Here is a 21,499-nt window from a genome sequence, read left to right on the forward strand (position 1 = left end):
CTTGTAGGAATCGGCTCTAAATTCGAAAGATCACGTCCAAAAGGACGCAATCTCGACCCCAGGGCCGGACGCTTTCAGGGGGGGCGGTAAAACAACGGCGACGCCAGGGACGTCGCCGTTGCAGAACCTTATTTGCCGATGCCTACGCCGTAGAAGGAGTTCAAGCCAAAGGGGCTGATCTTGAAATCCTGCACGTTGGCGCGCATGGGTTGGAACACCGTCGAGTGAGCGATAGGTGTCATCGGAACGGCATCTTTGAGAATGTGTTGCGCCTGCTTGTACAGCTCGGTGCGTTTGGCCACATCCGACGTGGCCTTGGCTTGCTTGATCAGGGCGTCATAAGGCTTGTCGCACCATTTCGAGAAGTTGTTGCCGTTCATTGCATCGCAACCGAACAGGGTGCCGAGCCAGTTGTCGGGGTCACCATTGTCGCCGCTCCAGCCGATGATCATCGCCTGGTTCTCGCCGCCTTTGGAGCGCTTGATGTACTCGCCCCACTCGTAGCTGACGATGTTGACCTTGAGACCGATCTTGGCCCAGTCGGACTGCAGCATCTCGGCCATCAGTTTGGCGTTCGGGTTGTACGGGCGCTGTACCGGCATGGCCCAGAGGGTGATCTGGGTGCCTTCCTTGATGCCCGCTTCCTTGAGCAACTGCTTGGCTTTCTCGGGATCGTACTTGGCGTCCTTGATGCTGGTGTCGTAGGACCATTGGGTCGGCGGCATGGCGTTGACCGCCAGTTGGCCGGCGCCCTGGTAGACCGAGTCGATGATCTGCGGCTTGTTGACGGCCATGTCCAGTGCCTGGCGAACCTTGAGGTCAGCCAGCGGGTTGGCGTCGGTGCGGCCCTTGAGCACCGGCATCACGTTGTAGGCGATGTAGCCCAGGTTGAAGCCTGCCTGTTCAGGCATCTTCAGGGTCTTGTCTTCCTTGAGCGCCTTGAGGTCGGCCGGGCGCGGGAAGAGGGTGATCTGGCATTCGTTCTTCTTCAGCTTCTGGATGCGCACCGATGGGTCGGTGGTGATGGCGAAGATCAGGTTGTCGATCTTCACGTCTTCAGGTTTCCAGTAGTCCTTGTTGCCGGTGTAGCGGATGTTGGAGTCTTTCTGGTAGCTCTTGAAAACGAAGGGACCTGTGCCGATCGGCTTCTGGTTGATATCGCTGGTCTTGCCTTCCTTGAGCAGCTTGTCGGCGTACTCGGCGGACTGGATGGAGGCAAAGCTCATGGCCAGGTTCTGGATGAATGCGGCATCAACGGTTTTCAGGGTGAACTTGACGGTCTTGTCGTCGACTTTCTCGACCTTGGTGATGTTGGTGTCCATCCCCATGTCGGTGAAATACGGGAATTCGGTCGGGTATGCCTTACGGAACGGCATGTCCTTGTCGATCATGCGGTTGAAGGTGAACAGCACGTCGTCGGCGTTGAAGGTACGGGTCGGGGTGAAGTACGGCGTGGTGTGGAACTTGACCCCTTCGCGCAGGTGGAAGGTGTAGGTCAGACCGTCGTCCGAGATGTCCCAACTGGTGGCCAGGCCCGGAATGACTGCGGTGCCGCCACGTTCGAACTGGCTGAGGCGGTTGTAGAGGGTTTCGGCTGAGGCGTCGAAGTCGGTTCCGGTGGTGTACTGGCCAGGGTCGAAACCGGCCGGGCTCCCTTCAGAGCAGAACACCAGGTTAGTCGCCGCGTGGGCGAAGGGGGTGCTGGCCAGCAAGCCGGCACTGACTAAAAACGGAAGGACTGCTTTTTTGAACATGGTGGCCTCATGATTTGTTGTCATTTTTGGAGTAGAGGGCGACCTTGTGAGTCGACCCGCCGATACTTATGCAGCCCTCATACCCATTGCAAGATGCAGGGCCGACACAAGTCTCAAAGAGTGGAACGAACGTACACGAATGACGCATTTGTATAAATATTGACGCATTTGACCGTTTGCGCAGGTCTTTTCTGGTGCATGCATTGCTTTTCTATTGGGCAAACAGGGCTGTTCGCGCCCCCGCTTGGTGCATCAATGGAACGGGTGCCGACTGGCTTGTGCTTGAGCCGCCAGACCTTTTCAGGCAGGCGCAAATCTTCGACGCATCCGGTTGACCGGATGGCGTAGAACGACGGTGTGGGGGAGGCCGTTGGAGACGGTTGCCCGGGACCTTGCAGGCGATGGCGAATGGACAGCGCATCGTCGGCGGTGTTGAAGTCGCGGCTCGCAGTGAAGTTGTCACTGTGGAGGTTGCTGGTGGCGCGTGACAGTGGCGTGTCGAGGATCAGCCCCGCTGTCTGCCAAACCTGGAGCGGAAAGGTCTTACGCATGCAAACCTCATTTTTTCTTTTTCTAGGGCATATCTGAGGATTGGCCTTGTGGGCCGCGGTAACTCGCCTTTCTATGGGGCGTGAATGCAGCCCCATGGACCCTGTGCGGCGATGGCGATCACTTGTTGTGTTGTTGTTTGTCAATTCGCCGATGCCGAAATTAAGTCATGCTGAAATCGTGGTCAACGAAAATTAAGCCTGACTAACATTTCTCTTGCGCACAGGTACCTCTGTAAGGTTCGGCAGGCGACTGCGGGTGGGGCTTACGCCGCCGAATGGTCGTCGAACAGGCCCATGGTCGTGACCGTCAGGACTTCCGCCGGGCCGTTGCCGACATTGGCCAGGCAGTGGGTCTTGGTCGAGTCGAAGTGCACCGAGTCGCCGGCACCAAGTGGATATTGCTGACCTTCGATGGTGTAGACGATCTGTCCCGAAAGAACGTAGGAAAACTCAGAGCCATCGTGGGAGATCAGTTCCGACTGATAGCCCACCGGGATGTTCATTTTCACCGCGTTGATCAGGTTGCCGGGAAAGGAGCTGGACAGCCGTTCGTAGGCCAGTGGCTGACCTTCGATGGTGTAGCGCACGCGCTTGCCGTCGTGGGAGTCGGGTTGCGCCTGGGTCGGCTGGTCGAACAGAGCGTTCAGCGGAACGTTCAGCGACTTGGCAATGTTGACCAGAGACGAAATCGATACACCGGTGAGATTGCGTTCCGCTTGGGAGAGGAAACTGGCGGTCAGGCCGGATTCACTGGCAATTTGGCGCAGGGTTTTCTTGGCGGCGCGGCGATAGCGGCGCAGGCGTTCGCCGATGCGATCTGCGGTCATTAGAGAGACTCTTATAGGAAAGAAGCAGTATACCCGGCAGACACCCATGACGCCTGGCAGGCGCAGTACCGAGGTGCGTAACTTTAGCATCACCCTGGTGGCCGAACGCACCTACCCTGAGCCGAGTTCGTCGGGTGCCGGTTGAAATGCCTGGTCACGAAAAACGGCGGTGACCTCGGTTTGCGCTGGAGGTTACCGCCGTTGGGGGACGCTGGGAGAGGTTTACGGCATCAGCACTTCGATGGCGCCGTCGGCGGTCATGCTGACCTGGCTGGTGCCAGCCTCGACTTCCGGAGTCACGGGCGCCGAATCCATGCTGGCGGCCTTCATCATCATTGGCGCACGCAGGTAGGGCTGTGGATAACCGTTGCTGTTGAGGTTCAGGTTGACGATTTTGTAGCCCTTGCCACCCAGGGCTTCGGTGGCCAGTTGAGCACGGGCCTTGAACGCCTTGACCGCGTCCTTGAGCAGGGCATCTTCGCTGGCCTTGCGGGTCGGGTCGGCGATGGCGAAGTCCATGCCAGCCATTTTCAGGTCGCCCAGCAGTTCGCCGGTGAGCTTGGACAAGGCGGCGAAGTCGGAGCTTTCCAGGCGCAGTTCGGCGCGCTCACGCCAGCCGGTGATCTTCTGGCCTTTATCGTCGTAGATCGGGTAGCTGTTGCGGCTGCCCTGGCGCAGCGTCACATCCTTGACCTGGCGGGCCTGCCCCAGGGCCTTGTTCATGGTGCTGGTGATTTCTGCAGCAAGCTTGGCCGGGTCGCTGTTCTGCGACTCGCTGTAGAGGGTCACGATCATCAGGTCCCGTGCCACTTCCTGGCTGACTTCGGCACGCAGGGAAATCTGGTTGTAGTGCAGTTCATCGGCGGCCAGGGCGGGCAGACTGGTGAGGGTGCCGGCGCTGAGGGCCAGAAGGGCGAGGCTGCGACTGAAATGCTGCATGGAAACTCCTTGAGTGCGGTCCGCAGGATCAGCTCAGAGCCTGCGTGAAACATTCAGACAGTGTGGGGCTGCGGCAAGTTTCAAGCCGCAAGCTGCATGTTGAGAGCCAATACGCTTGTAGCTCAAAGCGTGCAGCTTGCCACTGTTTTTCTGTGACGCTTTGCCGCAGTTTTGCCTGTGGCGGGGGCTGCTTGGTTATACTCCCGCCGATTGCCCTGGAGCGCTCATCAGGAGAGCTCATGCTCGCCCCCTTAAAATTATTGTCTGCCACTCGTCAGAACCTCTGGCGCCTGACCTTTATTCGTACCCTGGTTCTGGCTGCTCAGGCCGGCTCGGTGGGGCTCGCCTATTGGTTGGAACTGTTGCCACTGCCCTGGTTGCAACTGGGCGTCACCTTGATGTTTTCCATGGTGCTCTGTGCCTTCACCGCCATCCGCTTGCGAACCTCGTGGCCGGTGACGGAGCTGGAATATGCCCTGCAACTGGCTTGTGACCTGTTTATCCACAGTGTGCTGCTGTATTTCTCCGGCGGCTCTACCAACCCCTTCGTCTCCTATTACCTGGTGCCCCTGACGATCGCCGCCGTGACCTTGCCCTGGCGCTATTCGGTGGTGCTGTCGGGTATTGCCCTGACCCTCTACACCTTGTTGCTGGCGCGGTTCTATCCCTTGCAGACTTTCCCCATCGCCCGGGAAAACCTGCAGGTCTATGGCATGTGGCTGAGTTTTGCCCTGGCGGCGGCGGTGATCACCTTCTTCGCTGCACGCATGGCCGAAGAACTGCGCCGTCAGGAAGAATTGCGGGCGATCCGCCGTGAAGAAGGCCTGCGCGATCAGCAATTGCTGGCCGTGGCGACCCAGGCCGCCGGTGCCGCCCATGAGTTGGGCACGCCGCTGGCGACCATGAGCGTATTGCTCAAGGAGATGCGCCAGGACCATCCCGACCCGCTGTTGCAGGACGACCTCAGCGTGCTCCAGGACCAGGTCAAGTTGTGCAAGGAAACCCTGCAGCAACTGGTGCGCGCCGCCGAGGCCAATCGCCGTATGGCGGTGGAGATGCAGGAAGTCACCCAGTGGCTGGACGAAGCCTTGAATCGCTGGCACCTGATGCGCCCCGAGGCCAGCTACCGCTTTCATCTGCTGGGAGAGGGACCAGTGCCGCGCCTGGCGCCGCCGCCGGACTTGACCCAGGCCTTGCTCAATCTGTTGAACAATGCAGCCGATGCCTGTGCCGAAGGTCTGGAAGTGCGCCTGGACTGGGATGCGGAAAACCTCACCATCAGTATTCGTGACCACGGCGCCGGAGTACCCTTGGCCATCGCCGAGCAGATCGGCAAACCGTTTTTTACCACCAAGGGCAAAGGCTTCGGCCTGGGCCTGTTTTTGAGCAAGGCCAGCGTGACCCGCGCCGGTGGCTCAGTGAAACTCTACAGTCATGAGGAAGGCGGAACGCTCACCGAGCTGCGCCTGCCCCGTGCCGCCCGAGGAGACGACCATGAGTGAAGAGATCCAAGTCGAAGGCGAAGAACTGCCGCATCTGTTGCTGGTGGATGATGACGCCACCTTTACCCGGGTAATGGCACGCGCCATGAGCCGCCGGGGCTTTCGCGTCAGTACCGCAGGTTCCGCGGAAGAGGGCCTGACCATCGCCCAGCAGGATCTGCCGGACTACGCCGCGCTGGACCTGAAGATGGATGGCGACTCCGGGCTGGTGCTGCTGCCCAAGCTGCTGGAGCTGGACCCGGAAATGCGCGTCCTGATCCTCACCGGTTATTCGAGCATCGCCACGGCGGTGGAAGCCATCAAGCGCGGTGCCTGCAACTACCTGTGCAAACCCGCGGACGCCGATGATGTGCTGGCCGCGCTGCTCTCCGAGCATGCGGACCTGGACACCCTGGTGCCGGAAAATCCGATGTCCGTGGACCGTCTGCAATGGGAGCACATCCAGCGTGTGCTGACCGAACACGAAGGTAATATCTCCGCCACTGCCCGGGCCCTGGGCATGCATCGCCGTACCTTGCAGCGCAAACTGCAGAAGCGTCCCGTGCGTCGCTGAACCGCGACTGAATGAATGTCGCTGGACACCGTGAAAAAGCGAGCCGATCTACTAAGATCGGCTCAACGCTTGTCCTTCTCCCTATCGAGCCACAACGATGAATCAGAACGCTGAGTACTCCGCGGTCAACGATGCTGTGCGCGGTCAATTCTTTCGCCGGGTCTGGGCCATGATTACCCCTTACTGGCGTAGTGAAGAGAAGGGCAAGGCCTGGCTGCTGCTGATCGCGGTGATTGCCCTGTCGCTGTTCAGTGTCGCCATTTCGGTATGGATCAACAGTTGGTACAAGGACTTCTACAACGCCTTGCAGAAGAAGGACGAGGCGGCTTTCTGGAGCCTGATCCTGTATTTCTGCGGGATCGCCGCGGTGGCCATTCTCGGTGCGGTGTATCGCTTGTACCTGACCCAGATGCTGACCATCCGTTGGCGCGCCTGGCTGACCGAAAGACACTTTGCCCGTTGGCTGGGCAACAAGAACTACTACCAGCTGGAGCAGGGCGGCTACACCGACAACCCCGACCAGCGGATTTCCGAAGACCTCAACGGCTTCACCACCAACACCTTGTCCCTGGGCCTGGGATTGATCCGCAACGTGGTCAGTCTGGTGTCCTTCTCCATCATCCTCTGGGGTGTATCCGGCAGTATCGAGGTCATGGGCTATACCATTCCCGGCTATATGTTCTGGTGCGCCCTGGTGTATGCGGTGGTCGGCAGTTGGCTGACCCACCTGATCGGGCGTCGCTTGATCGGCCTGAACAATCAACAGCAACGTTTTGAAGCCGACCTGCGTTTCTCCATGGTGCGAGTCCGGGAGAACGCCGAGAGCATTGCCCTTTACGACGGCGAGAAGAATGAGAACCAGCGTCTGAGCAGCCGTTTCAGCAAGGTCTGGCACAACTTCTGGGACATCATGAAGGTCTCCAAGCGCCTGACCTTCTTCACCGCCGGTTATGGCCAGATCGCGATCATCTTCCCGTTTATTGTCGCCGCGCCGCGTTACTTCGCCGGCAAGATCGAGCTGGGAGAGCTGATGCAGATCAACTCGGCGTTCGGCAATGTCCAGGAGAACTTCAGTTGGTTTATCAGCGCTTATTCGGACCTCGCTGCCTGGCGCGCCACCTGTGACCGTCTGTTGAGCTTCCGCCAGGCCATGAGTGAAAACGAGGAGCGTCCTCCGGCGATTGACGTGCAGCACCAGGGCGAACAATTGCAGGTGTGTGATCTGGGTCTGGATCTGGCGGATGGCCGTCATTTGCTGGCCGGTGCCCAGATGACCGTGAATCCTGGCGAGCGACTGATGCTCAGTGGTCGCTCCGGCAGTGGCAAGAGCACCCTTTTGCGAGCCATGGGACGCTTGTGGCCGGCGGGGCACGGGAGCATCTTGCTGCCGAACCAGCGCTACCTGTTCCTGCCGCAGAAGCCCTACCTGCCCATTGGCAGCCTGCGGGAAGCCTTGAGTTATCCACAGTCGGGCGACAGCTATCCCCAGGAGCGTTATGCACAGGTCCTGGAAACTTGCCGCCTGCCCCATCTGGTGGCGCGTCTGGACGAGAGCAATCACTGGCAGCGCATGTTGTCGCCGGGGGAGCAGCAGCGGCTGGCGTTTGCCCGGGCGCTGCTCTATGCGCCGCAATGGCTGTACATGGATGAGGCGACTTCGGCCATGGATGAAGAAGATGAAGCCAATCTGTACCAGGCGTTGATCGATCAGTTGCCAGGGCTGAGCATTGTCAGCGTCGGCCATCGCAGCAGCCTCAAGCGCTTCCATCCCCGCCATGTACGCATTGAGCAGGGGCATTTGCTGGAACAGACGGTGACCGTATGACGCTGGCCAGGTAAGCCTTGCCGCTTGGCTTGAGTGCGAGGTTCGGGAGGACGTCTCGGTGAAATCAGGGGTTGGCGATCATTGAGGGCAATGACGCCGGCTGCGCCAGGGCCATGAACCGGCGCTGGCGCAGCGGAGCAGGAGGCCTGCTCGCGGGTGAGCCCGCTCCTACAGCGCGCGGTTAGGCTTTGTGCAGGATCGAACGGTCAACTCGTACGGCCAGTTGGCCACTTCCCGGCTTGGCGTTGAAGGCCACGTTGCCGTGTTCATCCACGCAGGCTCGGGCAATGGGAGCGCCGTTGAGCAGCAGTTCCAGAGGTGCGTCCTTGAGGGATTGCCCGGAGGCCAGTTGCAGTTTCAGGTTGATAGCCATGGTGATTTCCTTATCAGGCGTTACGGTCGATGAAGCGGCTGGCGTTCTTGTCGATGGAGCCGATCAGCTCCGGCGAGCCACCGCGGAACTGACGGAACACATTGCGTCCGGTGGCGCTGCTGTTGCTGGTGCCGGCCGGGATGCTCAAGGTCGGCTGGAAGCTGTCGCCCAGTTCCATGTAGGCCGACCAGGGACCTATGTATGACTCATTCAAGCCGTTGGTTTCGCTGAGGGCATAGCGCACCGCCTGGCCAGGGAGCCAGTTGGGCTCGCTGGGGGTGTGGCTTTGCCAGCCATCGGCCAGGATTGTCGGGACCGCGCTTGGGGTTTCCAGGTAGCCCGTCGGCTTGTTCGGGCTGTAGTTCTTCAGCAGCAGGTAGGTGCTCCAGCCCCACCAGTTGTCGATGGTCTTGCTGTCATTGAGATTGTTGACGTCGCTGCGGCGCAGCACTTTGTCACCGCTCATCACGAACAGTGGCGAGAAATTGCCGCTCTTGGCGGCATTCAGATCCGGTAAGGCCTTGAGAGCCGCGTAACTGGCGGGCGCCGGCAGGTTACCGCTGAGGTAGCAGGTAAAGATCTCGTCTGCCGAACGCTGCACCGCCTGTTTCACCTGCTGGCGATTGCGATGATCGACGCTGTCGAAATAACGCTTGTCGCCGTAGGCGTGCCAGCGGTCGCCCTGGGCGTTACTGACATTGAGGCCGAACTTGCTGTCCTCGTCGTGCATGAAACGGGTAATCAGCGAGCCCAGGTCGCTGGGGGTGACCACCGCCGCCACCTGTTTGCGTGGCACTCGTACATGGCCGGCAGAAAACAGGTCGGTGAGGAAGTGGTCGGCGAAGGCGTTCATCGCATAGGCCAGTTCCAGTTGCTTGTCGTCGGCAGTCTTACCCGCCAGGACCGCTTGTTGCAGTGCGGCCGTGTGCCCGGCGATATAAGCCGCCAGGGCCCATTCGCCAAAGTGGTCGGCATTGTTGGCCGCCAGCTTCAGGTAGCGCCCCAGAGGGAACAGGGCGGAGACCGCGCTGCCGCCACCGGTGATCCGGTTCCACTCTTCAGACAGGGTATCGCCCAGGGCGTCATAGGCTTCGTGGGGCTGTTTGCCGTCGCGGATCGCCTGGTTGGCGGCAACGATTTCCTTCTGCATCACCGCGAGGATCTGTCGTGCTTCGTCTTTCGCCGCCGGCAGTACTGCCAGCGAGTTGAAGGCCGCGGTAAAGCGTTGCACTCGATCAGCCGGCGTTGCGCCTTCGCAGATCGGCTGCTCGGGAATGCCGTAGAAATCGCCGCCCAGGGCAACCACCTGGCCGTAAGTCAGGGCCAGGCCGTTGGGCAGGTGCAGTTCGACCTGCCACGCGGGGATGGGCGGCGCATCCTTGACGAAACGCAGCAGGGTGCTGTCGCCGATGGCGGTGTGTTCGCCGCCCTCGAAACGCAATTGAGGCAAGCCCCTGGCGGACTTTTGCGGGGGGCGGGGCAGGTCTTCCGGGCGGTGGTACTTGATGGTGTGGTGGCCGTCGGTGACCAGCACCAGGGTGTCGCCATCGCCGGAAATGGCGATGCCTTGTTCAGTGAACAAACGGTCCAGATCGGCAATGATCTTGCCGGCCTGTTGTGGCTGTTGCTGCATCTGTGCAGAGAGTCCTGACATTTCTAGCTCCTTGATATGTCATGGTTATGCTTGGTTTAACTGTATGTATATACAGTTATCGTGAGCATAATTGAAAATGACACGCCGTCAAGAAGACGGTTACGTGAGGGCGGGTTGATTGGACTATCATTAGCGCCCTAACGACAGGCTCAAGGTCCCCCCGCGCATGCTGGCTATTTTTTTCGAAACCCTGGCGATCACTGCGCCGGTGTTTGCGATGCTGTTTCTGGGGCTGCTGCTCAAGCGGGTGGGGTGGATCAATGACAACTTCATCCATACGGCGTCGGCCCTGGTGTTCAACGTCACCATGCCGGCCTTGCTGTTTCTCGGCATTGTCCATGCCGACCTGCATGCCTCACTGAAGCCTGGTGTACTGATCTACTTTTCGGTGGCCACCCTGGTCTGTTTTGCCCTGGCCTGGGGCTGGGCCATCTGGCGTTGCCCGAAGGTGGATCGGGGGATCTATACCCAGGGGGCGTTTCGCGGCAATAACGCGATCATCGGCCTGGCCCTGGCGGCCAGCATGTATGGGGATTACGGGATTTCCCTGGGGGCGCTGCTCGCCGCGTTGGTGATTCTTTACTACAACACCCTGTCGACGGTGGTCCTGGCGGTCTACAGCCCGGCGATCAAGTCCGACCCTTGGAGCATCTGCAAAAGTGTGTTCAGCAATCCGTTGATTGTCAGCGTGCTGGTGGCTGCGCCGTTTGCCTACTGGCAGATCAGCCTTCCCGGCTGGCTGGAGACTTCTGGAAAATACCTGGCACAGATGAGTCTGCCTCTGGCGCTGATCTGCATCGGTGGCACGTTGTCCATGGCGGCCTTGCGCAACAGTGGGCGGATGGCCATGAGCTCCAGCCTGTTGAAGATGGTCAGCCTGCCGACGCTGGCAACCTTTGGCGCTTGGTTATGCGGTTTTCGCGGGGCGGAACTGGGGATTCTGTTTCTGTATTTCGGCAGTCCGACTGCTGCAGCGAGCTATGTCATGGCCCGGGCGGCCAATGGCAATCATGAGCTGGCGGCGGCCATTATCGTCATCACCACCGTGATGGCGGCAGTGACCACCAACATTGGGATTTTTGTGTTGCAGTGGGGTGGGTGGATCTGAAGCTGTTCGCCGTCAAGCCGGCTCTTATAAGGCGGCGCTAGGAGGCGGCTTGTCGGCGAACAACGGGTTCACTGCGGCTGCTGATAAGCGTCAATCACTTCCTGGGCTGCGCGAAACGCATCGATGGCGGCCGGCACTCCGGCATACACCGCGCAATGCAGCAGCGCTTCACGTATCTCTTCCACGGTGCAGCCGTTGTTCAGGGCGCCACGCACGTGGCCCTTCAACTCCTGGGGACACTTCAGCGCGGTCAGCGTTGCCAGGGTGATCAGGCTACGGGTTTTCAACGGCAGGCCATCACGGTTCCACACGCCGCCCCAAGCGTGTTCGTTGACGAACTCCTGCAGTGGTTGGGTGAATTCGGTGGCGTTGCCCAGAGCTCGGTCGACGAAGGCGTCGCCCATCACTTGGCGACGCATTTGCAGTCCGCTTTTCTTGTTTTCGCTCATGGCGCTTCTCTCTTATGTTGGCGGCGCCAGGCCCGTAGCGAGCTGAACAGCAGAAACGCCACCAGCGCTGGCAGGACGAAAAACAGCATCAAGTGTTCCAGCTTTCCCGCCAGGGGCATGCCCGTGGTGAAGGACACCACGTGCAGCCCATAGGCCAGGTACAGGCCGAGAAACAGCATGCCTTCGGCCCGGGTCACGCGATACCCCGAATAGAACACCGGCAGGCACAGCACCGCGACGCCGAGCATCACCGGCAAGTCGAAATCCAGGGCGTTGGGCGAAACCGAGAGCGGCGCCGGTGCCACCAGGGCGGTAAACCCCAGGACCCCCAGCAAGTTGAAGAGATTGCTGCCGATGACATTGCCCACGGCGATATCCCGCTGGCCCCGCAGGGCCGCGAGCAGGGAAGTGGCGAGTTGGGGCAGGGAGGTGCTGACGGCAATCACCGTCAGTCCCATGACTCGCTCCGACAAGCCCAGGTCGTCGGCCACGGTGACGGCGGCGCCTAGCAGCAAGTGTCCGGCGAAGACCAGTAGCCCCAGGCCGATAAGCACCATCAGCATGCTGCTGAACCTGGGCGCGAAACCGCGCTGGCCGGCTGGAGCGGGCAGGTGATGGCGTGCCGAGTGCCGCGACTGGCGCAACAGCAGGAGCAGGTACAGCACCAGGGCCGCCAGCAGGATGACACCGTCGGAGGGGGTGAGACGCTCGTTATAGGCCAGGATGAATACCAGCAGGCTGGCACCGATCATCAACGGGATGTCCAGGCGCACCAGCTGTCGCGATACCCGCAGCGGAATGATCAGGGCCGATAGACCCAGGGTCACCAGGATGTTGAAGATGCTGCTGCCGATCACGCTGCCCACGGCGATATCGGTGTTGTCGGCCAGGGTCGCCTGCAGGCTGATGGCCATCTGCGGCGCGCTGCTGCCGAAGGCGACGATGCTCAAGCCCATGATCAGCGGACGTACATGCAGGCGCGCGGACAAACGTACCGCGGCACGCACCAGCAACTCGGCGCCGGCGATCAGCATCACCAGGCCGCTGATGAGTTGGATCAGGCTGAGCAGGGGCAGTTCGGCAAAGGCGGTAATGGCTCGGGCTCCGTCGGTCAGTCGCTGAGGGCTTGGATGCGTACTTTGGCGGTGCCGCTGCGCAGCATGCCCAGCTGTTGCGCGGCAGCGCGGGATAAGTCGATCAGGCGGCCGCGGGTGTGCGGGCCACGATCGTTGATACGGACCACGACGCTTTTGCCGTTGCCCTGGTTGGTGACTTGCACTCGGGTGCCGAACGGCAGTTCGCGATGGGCCGCAGTGAGGCCGTTCTGATCGAAGGGCTCGCCGCTGGCGGTGCGTTTGCCATGATGGCGGGCGCCGTAATAGGAGGCTGTCCCGGTCTGGTCATAACCTCGAGGGTCGATGATATGGCTGCTGGCGCAGCCCGTGAGCAGAGCGAGCAGGGCACAGCCCACGAACCAGGGACGGGGAGTCATTATTCGCAGGAGCTGGCTTGCCAGCGAAGACGGGCTTGCATCCCCGCGATTTCGACTGACAAGCCAAGGCTGCATTTCTCGATCAGCCTTCGAGCTTGCTTTTCAGCAGCTCGTTGACCTGTTGCGGGTTGGCCTTGCCCTTGGAAGCTTTCATAGCCTGGCCGACGAAGAAGCCGAACATCTTGCCGCGCTTGGCCTCGTCGGCGGCGCGGTACTGTTCGACCTGCTCGGCGTTGGCCGCGAGCATTTCATCCAGCACCGCGGAGATCGCGCCGCTGTCGGTGACTTGCTTGAGGCCGCGCTTGTCGATGATCTCGTCGGCGCTGCCCTCGCCATTGGCCATGGCTTCGAACACGGTCTTGGCGATCTTGCCGGAGATGGTGTTGTCCTTGATCCGCAGCAGCATGCCGCCCAGTTGTTCGGCCGAGACCGGGGCTGCGTCGATTTCCAGGCCCTGCTTGTTGAGCAGGCTGCCCAGTTCGACCATGACCCAGTTGGCGGCGAGCTTGGCGTCACCGGCAATGCTGGCGACCTTCTCGAAGTAGTCCGCCTGCTCGCGGCTGGTGGCCAGGACGCTGGCGTCGTAGACCGACAGGCCGAACTGCTCCTGGAAGCGCTCGCGTTTCTGCGGTGGCAGTTCTGGCAGGGTGGCGCGTACCTGGTCGAGGAAGGAATCCTCGATAACCACGGGCAGCAGGTCCGGATCGGGGAAGTAACGGTAGTCGTTGGCTTCTTCCTTGCTGCGCATCGGACGGGTTTCGTCCTTGTTCGGGTCGTACAGGCGGGTCTGCTGGATCACTTTGCCGCCGTCTTCGATCAGATCGATCTGGCGACGGATCTCGCTGTTGATCGCCTTCTCGATGAAACGGAACGAGTTGACGTTCTTGATCTCGCAGCGGGTGCCGAACTCGACCTGGCCCTTGGGGCGGACCGAGACGTTGCAGTCGCAACGCAGCGAGCCTTCGGCCATGTTGCCGTCGCAGATGCCCAGGTAGCGAACCAGCGCGTGGATCGACTTGACGTAGGCCACGGCTTCCTTGGCGCTGCGCATGTCCGGCTCGGACACGATTTCCAGCAGCGGCGTGCCGGCGCGGTTCAGGTCGATGCCGGTGGCACCGTTGAACTCTTCGTGCAGGCTCTTGCCGGCGTCTTCTTCCAGGTGCGCGCGGGTGATGCCGACGCGTTTCATGGTGCCGTCTTCCAGAGGGATGTCCAGGTGGCCCTTGCCGACGATTGGCAGTTCCATCTGGCTGATCTGGTAGCCCTTGGGCAGGTCAGGGTAGAAGTAGTTCTTGCGGGCGAACACGTTGTGCTGGCCGATCTCGGCGTCTACCGCCAGGCCGAACATCACCGCCATGCGCACCGCTTCCTGGTTCAGCACTGGCAGTACGCCGGGCATGCCCAGGTCGATCAGGCTGGCCTGGGTGTTGGGCTCGGCACCGAAGGCGGTGGAGCTACCGGAGAAAATCTTCGATTGAGTGGTGAGCTGGGTATGAATCTCCAGCCCGATCACGACTTCCCATTGCATGTGTGTCTCCTCAGAAGCCGGTTGGGGTGCGGGTGTGCCAGTCAGTGTTCAACTGATACTGGTGCGCAACGTTGAGCAAGCGGCCTTCCTGGAAATACGGGGCGAGCAGTTGCACGCCGACCGGCAAGCCGTCGACGAAACCGGCCGGCATCGACAGGCCCGGCAGGCCCGCGAGGTTGGCGGTGATGGTGTAGACGTCTTCCAGGTACGCGGCGACCGGATCGCTGCTCTTGGCGCCGAGCTTCCAGGCCGGGTTGGGCGTGGTCGGGCCGAGGATGATGTCGACTTCGTTGAAAGCGGTCATGAAGTCGTTCTTCACCAGGCGACGGATTTTCTGCGCCTTGAGGTAGTAGGCGTCGTAGTAGCCGGCGGACAGCGCGTAGGCGCCGACCATGATCCGGCGCTGCACTTCGCTGCCGAAGCCTTCGCCACGGGAGCGCTTGTACAGGTCTTCAAGGTTGGCCGGGTTCTCGCAACGGTAGCCGAAGCGCACGCCGTCGAAACGCGACAGGTTGGAGGAGGCTTCCGCCGGGGCGATCACGTAGTACGCGGGAATCGCGTGCTGCATGTTCGGCAGGCTGATTTCCTTGATCACCGCACCGAGCTTTTCCAGCTCCTTGATGCTGTTGTGGATCAGTTCGGCGATGCGCGGGTCGAGGCCGGCGCTGAAGTACTCCTTCGGCACGCCGATGCGCAGGCCCTGCAGCGAGCCGCTGAGGCTGGCGCTGTAGTCCGGCACCGGTTCATCGATGCTGGTGGAGTCGTTCGGGTCGAAGCCGGCCATGCCTTGCAGCAGGATCGCGCAGTCTTCGGCGGTGCGTGCCAGCGGGCCGCCCTGATCGAGGCTGGAAGCGTAGGCGATCATGCCCCAGCGGGAAACGCGACCGTAGGTCGGCTTCAGGCCGGTGAGGTTGGTGAAGGCGGCGGGCTGGCGGATCGAACCGCCGGTGTCGGTGGCGGTGGCCGCAGGCAGCAGGCGCGCGGCTACGGCGGCGGCTGAACCACCGGACGAACCGCCGGGCACGTGCTCCAGGTTCCACGGGTTTTTCACTGCGCCGTACCAGCTCGACTCGTTGGCCGAGCCCATGGCGAATTCGTCCATGTTGGTCTTGCCCAGGGTCACGGCCCCGGCAGCGGCCAGCTTGGCGACCACGGTGGCGTCATAGGGCGCCTTGAAGTTGTCGAGCATCTTCGAACCGCAGCTGGTGCGGATGCCTTGGGTGCAGAACAGGTCTTTGTGGGCGATCGGTGCGCCCAGCAGGGCTCCGCTCTCACCGTTGGCGCGACGTTCGTCGGCGGCCTTGGCCTGGCCCAGGGCCAGGTCTTGGGTGAGGCTGATGAAACTGTTGATCTGCGGATCCAACTGAGCGATGCGCGCCAGCAGGGTCTGGGTCAGTTCTACAGAGGAAAACTTCTTGTCGGCGAGGCCGCGGGCGATCTCGGCCAGAGTCATGTGGTGCATTGCAGGCTCTTTCCCTTTAGTCGATGACTTTCGGAACCAGATACAGGCCGCTTTCGACCGCTGGTGCGATGGACTGATAGGCCTCGCGATGATTGGACTCGGTCACAACGTCTGCGCGCAGGCGCTGGCTGGCTTCCAGAGGGTGGGCCAGGGGCTCGATACCATCGGTATCGACTGCCTGCATTTCATCCACCAGCCCGAGAATGCTGTTAAGGGCGGAGGTGATGTGTGGAAGATCGCCTTCATTGAGCTTGATGCTGGCCAAATGAGCGATTTTTTCCACGTCGGAGCGTTCAAGCGCCATGGGATTCTCCAGTGGAAAACAAAAACGGATTTCGTCCGCGTGTTAGATTGTCGGAACACTACCGCATTTCTACGGTCTTATGGCCGCGATTGTGGGGTTTGGTGCACAGAAAAGCGGCCAATTTAACATATTGGCGCCTTGCCCAAAATCCCTGTCGTTGTTAGAGTTTGCCGCACTTTTTTACCCACGCGTTGCCTAGGGTCCCTTTCCCATGTTCAAGAAACTGCGTGGCATGTTTTCCAGCGATCTTTCCATTGACCTGGGCACTGCCAACACCCTTATTTACGTGCGCGAGCGCGGTATTGTCCTGAATGAACCATCGGTTGTGGCCATTCGGACCCACGGTAATCAGAAAAGTGTTGTTGCGGTTGGTACTGAGGCCAAGCGCATGCTCGGTCGTACTCCGGGCAACATTGCCGCCATTCGTCCGATGAAGGACGGCGTGATCGCCGACTTCAGCGTCTGCGAAAAGATGCTGCAGTACTTCATCAACAAGGTTCATGAAAACAGCTTTCTGCAGCCCAGCCCTCGTGTGCTGATCTGCGTTCCATGCAAGTCCACCCAGGTTGAACGTCGTGCCATCCGTGAATCGGCCCTTGGCGCCGGTGCCCGTGAAGTGTTCCTGATCGAAGAGCCAATGGCCGCTGCGATCGGTGCCGGCCTGCCGGTTGAAGAAGCCCGTGGTTCGATGGTCGTGGACATCGGTGGTGGTACCACTGAAATCGCCCTGATCTCCCTGAACGGTGTGGTTTACGCCGAATCCGTACGTGTTGGCGGCGACCGTTTCGACGAGGCCATCATCACTTACGTGCGTCGCAACTACGGCAGCCTGATCGGTGAGTCCACCGCTGAGCGCATCAAGCAGGAAATCGGTACTGCCTACCCAGGCGGCGAAGTACGTGAAGTCGACGTACGCGGCCGTAACCTGGCTGAAGGTGTGCCACGTGCCTTCACCCTGAACTCCAATGAAGTGCTGGAGGCTCTGCAGGAGTCCCTGGCAACCATCGTTCAGGCGGTGAAAAGTGCCCTGGAGCAATCGCCTCCGGAACTGGCTTCGGACATCGCCGAGCGCGGCCTGGTGCTGACCGGTGGTGGCGCTCTGCTGCGTGATCTGGACAAGTTGTTGGCCCAGGAAACCGGTCTGCCGGTGATCGTTGCCGAAGATCCGCTGACCTGTGTCGCTCGCGGCGGTGGCCGTGCATTGGAAATGATGGACAAACACACCATGGACCTGCTCTCCAGCGAGTAACTTCGCCGGTTGCATCTATGCTGTTGCGCTCACAGGCAGCACTTTGCAGTGCTGCCTGTGGCGTTTATCTTCTGTCAATCTGCATCCAGGCCGGTTTGATGCCGTATGAATAAACACAACATTTGCCTGGGAGGAGCGGCTTATTAAACCGCTTTTCGCCAAAGGCCCCTCATTGGGCGTGCGCCTCCTGGTGCTGGTCGTCCTGTCGGTCGCACTGATGGTGGTCGATGCCCGCTTCACACTGCTCAAGCCAGTGCGTAGCCAGATGTCGCTGGTGTTGATGCAGTCCTACTGGATCACCGACCTGCCGCAGCGGCTATGGCAGGGCGTTGCCAGTCAGTTCGGCAGTCGCACCGAGCTGGTCGCTGAAAACGAAAAACTCAAGACCGAAAACCTGCTGCTGCAGGGGCGCATGCAAAAGCTTGCTGCCTTGACCGAGCAGAACGTGCGTCTGCGCGAGTTGCTCAACTCTTCGGCACTGGTCAACGAGAAGGTTGAAGTGGCCGAGTTGATCGGCATGGACCCCAACCCCTTTACCCATCGCATTATCATCAATAAAGGTGAGCGTGACGGCGTGTTCCTCGGCCAGCCGGTGCTCGATGCCCGTGGCTTGATGGGGCAGGTGGTGGAGTTGATGCCTTATACCTCGCGCGTCCTGTTGCTGACCGACACCACCCACAGCATTCCGGTACAGGTCAATCGCAACGGCCTGCGGGCCATTGCCAGTGGCACTGGCAACCCGGAGCGCCTGGAGTTGCGCCACGTGGCCGACACCGCCGATGTCAAGGAAGGCGATTTGCTGGTCAGTTCGGGCCTTGGCCAGCGTTTCCCCGCTGGATATCCGGTGGCCACGGTCAAGGAAGTGATCCACGATTCCGGTCAGCCATTCGCCATTGTGCGAGCGGTGCCCACTGCTGCGCTGAACCGCAGCCGTTACCTGTTACTGGTATTCAGTGATCCGCGCACGGCCGAAGAGCGGGCCAATGATGCGGCCCAGGCTCAGGAAGCCCAGGACCAGCAGGGTGGCAATACCACCCCGGCGGTGCCGGCCACGGTGCCCAAGCCTGCGGTGACTCCAGCTGCCACTGCCGCGCCTGCCACTGCCCCCACTGCTGCACCGGCGACTCCGGTCAAGCCGGCCGCCCATGCGCCGGCCAAGCCGGTCAATAAACCTGTGGTGAAACCGGCGGCCCAGCCTCCGGCTGCGGCACCGGCCACCACCGGAGGAAGAGAATAATGGCGGGTAGCACCTATTCGCAAAACGGCTGGATCGTCTGGCTGACGTTTCTGATCGGCATGCTGCTGAGTGTGTCGCCTTTGCCTCAGTTCATGGAAATCCTGCGCCCGCTATGGCTGGCCCTGCTACTGGCCTTTTGGGCCCTGGCCCTGCCGCACAAGGTGGGCATGGTCACGGCTTGGTGCCTTGGGCTGGCGGAGGATGTGCTTTACGGCACGCTCCTGGGGCAGAACGCCTTGATCCTGACTCTGATCACCTTCCTCGTGCTATCCCTGCAACAGCGTCTGCGGATGTTCCCGATGTGGCAGCAGAGTTTGGTGATCCTGGTGATCTTTGGCTTGGCGCAGTTGGTCCAACTCTGGCTCAGCGCCCTGACCGGTAATCGCCAGCCGACCCTGGCGCTGGTCCTGCCAGCCCTGGTCAGTGCGCTGTTGTGGCCGTGGGTCAGCTTTGGCCTGCGTGGGTTGCGCCGACGTTTCAAAATCAATTAATTCGGTCAGGCATTGGCCCGCACCTCGACAGGGAGATGTCTTGATGAATCCGCTTTACCTCGCTTCCGGTTCGCCCCGTCGGCGTGAGCTGCTCACCCAGATCGGTGTGCCCTTCACCGCCATCAGCGCGGACATCGATGAAACTCCGCTGGCTGATGAATCCCCTGCGGCTTATGTCGAGCGTCTTGCCCGTGGCAAGGCGGCGGCCGGGCGCGCCCTGATCACCAGCAGCGAATCCCGGGCCCCGGCCTGTGTGCTGGGAGCCGATACGGCCGTGGTGCTGGATGGGCGGATCCTCGGCAAACCGCTGGACCAGGCCGACGCCCTGGCGATGCTCATGGCGCTGGCCGGGCGCGAGCACGAAGTATTTACCGCCATTGCCTTGCTCGACGGGGAGCGCTGCGAGTCGAGAGTGGTGCGCAGCCTGGTGCGGTTTCGCGCCATCTCCCCTGAGGAAGCGAGCATCTACTGGGCCAGCGGCGAGCCTCGGGACAAGGCCGGCGGTTATGCAATCCAGGGGCTTGCGGCGGTGTTTGTGTCAGGGCTCAATGGCAGTTACTCCGCTGTGGTTGGCTTGCCGGTGTGCGAAACCGCAGAACTGCTTGGCCATTTCGGCATACCCTGTTGGCAAAACCTTCCAGTGCGCTAAAGCGCCGTACCCGACTGCTGCGGCCTTCTATGAACACGCCTGAACGAGACACTGCCATGAGTGAAGAGATTCTGATCAACATCACGCCGATGGAATCACGGGTGGCGGTGGTCGAAAACGGAGTGCTGCAAGAGGTTCACGTCGAACGGACCCAGCGCCGCGGTATCGTTGGCAACATCTATAAAGGCAAGGTGGTGCGGGTATTGCCCGGCATGCAGGCCGCCTTCGTCGATATCGGCCTGGACCGCGCAGCGTTTATTCATGCTGCGGAAATCTCCACCCGTGAAGGTACGGCGGTGGAAAGCATCAGTGCCCTGGTGCATGAAGGGCAGAGCCTGGTGGTGCAAGTCACCAAGGACCCCATCGGCACCAAGGGCGCCCGACTGACCACCCAGTTGTCGATTCCTTCACGTTATCTGGTGTACATGCCCCGTACCGCCCATGTCGGCATCTCGCTGAAGATCGAGGATGAAGCCGAGCGTGAGCGCTTGAAGCAGGTGGTCAGCGACTGCGTGGCCCAGGAAGGCATCAAGGAGGCGGGCGGGTTCATCCTGCGTACTGCCGCCGAGGGCGCCGGTGCCGATGAGATCCTGATGGACATTCGCTACCTGCGTCGGCTCTGGGATCAGATCGGTGTTCAGATCAAGACCATTGGCGCGCCCAATGTGATCTACGAAGACCTGGGCCTGGCGCTGCGTACCCTGCGGGATCTGGTGAGCCCGAAAATCGAGAAGATCCGCATCGACTCCCGGGAAACCTTCCAGAAGACCACCCAGTTCGTTGCCGAGCTGATGCCGGAAATCGCCGATCGCCTGGAGCACTACCCCGGTGAGCGGCCGATCTTCGACCTGTACGGCGTCGAGGATGAAATCCAGAAGGCCCTGGAGCGCAAGGTGCCACTCAAGTCCGGTGGTTATCTGGTGGTGGACCCGGCAGAAGCCATGACCACCATCGACGTCAACACCGGGGCCTTCGTCGGTCATCGCAATCTTGAGGAAACCATCTTCAAGACCAACCTCGAAGCCGCTACCGCCATTGCCCGGCAGCTGCGCCTGCGCAACCTGGGCGGGATCATCATCATCGACTTCATCGACATGGAAGACGAGGAGCATCAGCGTCAGGTACTGCGGACCCTGGAGAAGCAGCTGGAGCGCGATCACGCCAAGACCAACATCATCGGCATCACCGAACTGGGCCTGGTGCAGATGACCCGCAAACGCACGCGCGAGAGTCTGGAGCAGGTGCTCTGCGAGCCCTGCAGCAGTTGTCAGGGACGGGGCAAGCTGAAGACTCCGGAAACCATCTGTTACGAAATATTCCGTGAAATCCTCCGTGAGGCCCGGGCTTATCAGGCAGAAGGGTATCGAGTGCTGGCCAATCAGAAAGTGGTGGATCGTCTGCTGGACGAAGAGTCGGGCAATGTGGCGGAGTTGGAAGGTTTTATCGGCCGTACCATCAGGTTCCAGGTCGAAACCATGTACTCCCAGGAACAATACGACGTGGTGCTGCTCTGATTTCCCGTGTTTTACACCACTGGAAACGGCTGGCTTCA

General features: G+C 60.8%; 21 protein-coding genes. 9 read left to right on the forward strand and 12 right to left on the reverse strand.

Features of this window, described 5'->3' with window-relative positions:
- Positions 1 to 128: 128 nt before the first annotated feature.
- From KHO49_RS05435 to KHO49_RS05450, 4 genes are all read right to left on the reverse strand, one after another.
- On the reverse strand, positions 129 to 1,754 hold the full coding sequence (locus tag KHO49_RS05435) for an ABC transporter substrate-binding protein (protein WP_102878356.1): 1,626 nt from the start codon (positions 1,752 to 1,754) through the stop codon (positions 129 to 131).
- A 113-nt stretch (positions 1,755 to 1,867) separates the two neighbouring features.
- On the reverse strand, positions 1,868 to 2,305 hold the full coding sequence (locus KHO49_RS05440; protein ID WP_213664732.1) for a hypothetical protein: 438 nt from the start codon (positions 2,303 to 2,305) through the stop codon (positions 1,868 to 1,870).
- A gap of 263 nt (positions 2,306 to 2,568) precedes the next feature.
- A complete protein-coding gene (locus KHO49_RS05445; protein ID WP_102878358.1) occupies positions 2,569 to 3,132 on the reverse strand; it encodes a helix-turn-helix domain-containing protein in 564 nt (187 codons plus the stop codon).
- 222 nt (positions 3,133 to 3,354) lie between these two features.
- Positions 3,355 to 4,071 (reverse strand): SIMPL domain-containing protein, encoded by a 717-nt coding sequence (locus KHO49_RS05450; RefSeq protein WP_102861126.1) that lies wholly within the window; start codon positions 4,069 to 4,071, stop codon positions 3,355 to 3,357.
- 239 nt (positions 4,072 to 4,310) lie between these two features.
- On the opposite strand from KHO49_RS05450, the gene KHO49_RS05455 reads away from it, so the two are divergent.
- From KHO49_RS05455 to KHO49_RS05465, 3 genes are all read left to right on the forward strand, one after another.
- On the forward strand, positions 4,311 to 5,573 hold the full coding sequence (locus KHO49_RS05455) for an ATP-binding protein (protein WP_102878360.1): 1,263 nt from the start codon (positions 4,311 to 4,313) through the stop codon (positions 5,571 to 5,573).
- Positions 5,566 to 6,126, forward strand: coding sequence for a response regulator transcription factor (locus tag KHO49_RS05460; RefSeq protein ID WP_025132017.1), 561 nt, complete (start codon positions 5,566 to 5,568; stop codon positions 6,124 to 6,126). Before KHO49_RS05455 ends, KHO49_RS05460 begins: the two co-directional genes overlap by 8 nt.
- 97 nt (positions 6,127 to 6,223) lie before the next feature.
- Complete coding sequence (locus KHO49_RS05465) at positions 6,224 to 7,951, forward strand: ABC transporter ATP-binding protein/permease (protein WP_213664733.1); 1,728 nt, start codon at positions 6,224 to 6,226, stop codon at positions 7,949 to 7,951.
- Positions 7,952 to 8,132: 181 nt separating this feature from the next.
- Here the strand turns inward: KHO49_RS05465 and KHO49_RS05470 are convergent, their stop codons facing one another.
- Complete coding sequence (locus tag KHO49_RS05470) at positions 8,133 to 8,324, reverse strand: hypothetical protein (RefSeq protein ID WP_102861129.1); 192 nt, start codon at positions 8,322 to 8,324, stop codon at positions 8,133 to 8,135.
- Positions 8,325 to 8,337: 13 nt separating this feature from the next.
- Positions 8,338 to 9,978: a phospholipase gene (locus KHO49_RS05475; protein WP_213664734.1), complete on the reverse strand. Its 1,641-nt coding sequence runs from the start codon at positions 9,976 to 9,978 to the stop codon at positions 8,338 to 8,340.
- Positions 9,979 to 10,144: 166 nt separating this feature from the next.
- Between KHO49_RS05475 and KHO49_RS05480 the strand changes: the two genes are divergently transcribed.
- Positions 10,145 to 11,086, forward strand: a complete 942-nt coding sequence (locus KHO49_RS05480) for an AEC family transporter (RefSeq protein ID WP_102878363.1) — start codon at positions 10,145 to 10,147, stop codon at positions 11,084 to 11,086.
- A 68-nt stretch (positions 11,087 to 11,154) separates the two neighbouring features.
- Here the strand turns inward: KHO49_RS05480 and KHO49_RS05485 are convergent, their stop codons facing one another.
- From KHO49_RS05485 to gatC, 6 genes are all read right to left on the reverse strand, one after another.
- Complete coding sequence (locus tag KHO49_RS05485) at positions 11,155 to 11,535, reverse strand: carboxymuconolactone decarboxylase family protein (protein ID WP_102861132.1); 381 nt, start codon at positions 11,533 to 11,535, stop codon at positions 11,155 to 11,157.
- Entirely contained in the window at positions 11,532 to 12,596 is a 1,065-nt protein-coding gene (locus KHO49_RS05490; RefSeq protein WP_213665251.1) for a calcium/sodium antiporter, read from the reverse strand. Before KHO49_RS05490 ends, KHO49_RS05485 begins: the two co-directional genes overlap by 4 nt.
- A gap of 50 nt (positions 12,597 to 12,646) precedes the next feature.
- On the reverse strand, positions 12,647 to 13,027 hold the full coding sequence (locus KHO49_RS05495) for a septal ring lytic transglycosylase RlpA family protein (RefSeq protein ID WP_102878365.1): 381 nt from the start codon (positions 13,025 to 13,027) through the stop codon (positions 12,647 to 12,649).
- An 82-nt stretch (positions 13,028 to 13,109) separates the two neighbouring features.
- Positions 13,110 to 14,555, reverse strand: coding sequence for an Asp-tRNA(Asn)/Glu-tRNA(Gln) amidotransferase subunit GatB (gene gatB, locus KHO49_RS05500; protein ID WP_102878366.1), 1,446 nt, complete (start codon positions 14,553 to 14,555; stop codon positions 13,110 to 13,112).
- 10 nt (positions 14,556 to 14,565) lie between these two features.
- Positions 14,566 to 16,017, reverse strand: a complete 1,452-nt coding sequence (gene gatA, locus KHO49_RS05505) for an Asp-tRNA(Asn)/Glu-tRNA(Gln) amidotransferase subunit GatA (RefSeq protein ID WP_102878367.1) — start codon at positions 16,015 to 16,017, stop codon at positions 14,566 to 14,568.
- A 16-nt stretch (positions 16,018 to 16,033) separates the two neighbouring features.
- Positions 16,034 to 16,321, reverse strand: coding sequence for an Asp-tRNA(Asn)/Glu-tRNA(Gln) amidotransferase subunit GatC (gatC, locus tag KHO49_RS05510; RefSeq protein WP_011059250.1), 288 nt, complete (start codon positions 16,319 to 16,321; stop codon positions 16,034 to 16,036).
- Between the two features lie 211 nt (positions 16,322 to 16,532).
- On the opposite strand from gatC, the gene mreB reads away from it, so the two are divergent.
- The 5 genes from mreB (at position 16,533) to rng (ending at position 21,461) form a co-directional block, all read left to right on the forward strand.
- On the forward strand, positions 16,533 to 17,570 hold the full coding sequence (gene mreB / locus KHO49_RS05515) for a rod shape-determining protein MreB (RefSeq protein ID WP_002555108.1): 1,038 nt from the start codon (positions 16,533 to 16,535) through the stop codon (positions 17,568 to 17,570).
- Positions 17,571 to 17,712: 142 nt separating this feature from the next.
- Positions 17,713 to 18,807: a rod shape-determining protein MreC gene (gene mreC, locus KHO49_RS05520; RefSeq protein ID WP_170001240.1), complete on the forward strand. Its 1,095-nt coding sequence runs from the start codon at positions 17,713 to 17,715 to the stop codon at positions 18,805 to 18,807.
- On the forward strand, positions 18,807 to 19,298 hold the full coding sequence (gene mreD, locus KHO49_RS05525; RefSeq protein WP_102861138.1) for a rod shape-determining protein MreD: 492 nt from the start codon (positions 18,807 to 18,809) through the stop codon (positions 19,296 to 19,298). The genes mreC and mreD overlap by 1 nt, the downstream gene beginning before the upstream one ends.
- 43 nt (positions 19,299 to 19,341) lie before the next feature.
- A complete protein-coding gene (locus KHO49_RS05530) occupies positions 19,342 to 19,947 on the forward strand; it encodes a Maf family protein (RefSeq protein WP_102878369.1) in 606 nt (201 codons plus the stop codon).
- A gap of 56 nt (positions 19,948 to 20,003) precedes the next feature.
- Positions 20,004 to 21,461, forward strand: coding sequence for a ribonuclease G (gene rng / locus KHO49_RS05535; protein WP_102861140.1), 1,458 nt, complete (start codon positions 20,004 to 20,006; stop codon positions 21,459 to 21,461).
- Positions 21,462 to 21,499: the final 38 nt, after the last annotated feature.

Origin of the sequence: Pseudomonas sp. RC4D1, assembly GCF_018390395.1 — a bacterium.
Classification (GTDB): Bacteria; Pseudomonadota; Gammaproteobacteria; order Pseudomonadales; family Pseudomonadaceae; genus Aquipseudomonas; species Aquipseudomonas danubii.

Bases quoted from the DNA above. Each gene is read 5' to 3' on its own strand.
- gatA (WP_102878367.1), bottom strand. From the start codon at position 16,017: ATGCACCACATGACTCTGGCCGAGATCGCCCGCGGCCTCGCCGACAAG.
- KHO49_RS05480 (WP_102878363.1), top strand. From the start codon at position 10,145: ATGCTGGCTATTTTTTTCGAAACCCTGGCGATCACTGCGCCGGTGTTT.
- KHO49_RS05435 (WP_102878356.1), bottom strand. From the start codon at position 1,754: ATGTTCAAAAAAGCAGTCCTTCCGTTTTTAGTCAGTGCCGGCTTGCTG.
- KHO49_RS05455 (WP_102878360.1), top strand. From the start codon at position 4,311: ATGCTCGCCCCCTTAAAATTATTGTCTGCCACTCGTCAGAACCTCTGG.
- KHO49_RS05445 (WP_102878358.1), bottom strand. From the start codon at position 3,132: ATGACCGCAGATCGCATCGGCGAACGCCTGCGCCGCTATCGCCGCGCC.
- KHO49_RS05450 (WP_102861126.1), bottom strand. From the start codon at position 4,071: ATGCAGCATTTCAGTCGCAGCCTCGCCCTTCTGGCCCTCAGCGCCGGC.
- KHO49_RS05440 (WP_213664732.1), bottom strand. From the start codon at position 2,305: ATGCGTAAGACCTTTCCGCTCCAGGTTTGGCAGACAGCGGGGCTGATC.
- mreD (WP_102861138.1), top strand. From the start codon at position 18,807: ATGGCGGGTAGCACCTATTCGCAAAACGGCTGGATCGTCTGGCTGACG.
- KHO49_RS05470 (WP_102861129.1), bottom strand. From the start codon at position 8,324: ATGGCTATCAACCTGAAACTGCAACTGGCCTCCGGGCAATCCCTCAAG.
- mreB (WP_002555108.1), top strand. From the start codon at position 16,533: ATGTTCAAGAAACTGCGTGGCATGTTTTCCAGCGATCTTTCCATTGAC.
- gatC (WP_011059250.1), bottom strand. From the start codon at position 16,321: ATGGCGCTTGAACGCTCCGACGTGGAAAAAATCGCTCATTTGGCCAGC.
- KHO49_RS05465 (WP_213664733.1), top strand. From the start codon at position 6,224: ATGAATCAGAACGCTGAGTACTCCGCGGTCAACGATGCTGTGCGCGGT.
- KHO49_RS05495 (WP_102878365.1), bottom strand. From the start codon at position 13,027: ATGACTCCCCGTCCCTGGTTCGTGGGCTGTGCCCTGCTCGCTCTGCTC.
- KHO49_RS05530 (WP_102878369.1), top strand. From the start codon at position 19,342: ATGAATCCGCTTTACCTCGCTTCCGGTTCGCCCCGTCGGCGTGAGCTG.
- KHO49_RS05485 (WP_102861132.1), bottom strand. From the start codon at position 11,535: ATGAGCGAAAACAAGAAAAGCGGACTGCAAATGCGTCGCCAAGTGATG.
- KHO49_RS05460 (WP_025132017.1), top strand. From the start codon at position 5,566: ATGAGTGAAGAGATCCAAGTCGAAGGCGAAGAACTGCCGCATCTGTTG.
- gatB (WP_102878366.1), bottom strand. From the start codon at position 14,555: ATGCAATGGGAAGTCGTGATCGGGCTGGAGATTCATACCCAGCTCACC.
- KHO49_RS05475 (WP_213664734.1), bottom strand. From the start codon at position 9,978: ATGTCAGGACTCTCTGCACAGATGCAGCAACAGCCACAACAGGCCGGC.
- rng (WP_102861140.1), top strand. From the start codon at position 20,004: ATGAGTGAAGAGATTCTGATCAACATCACGCCGATGGAATCACGGGTG.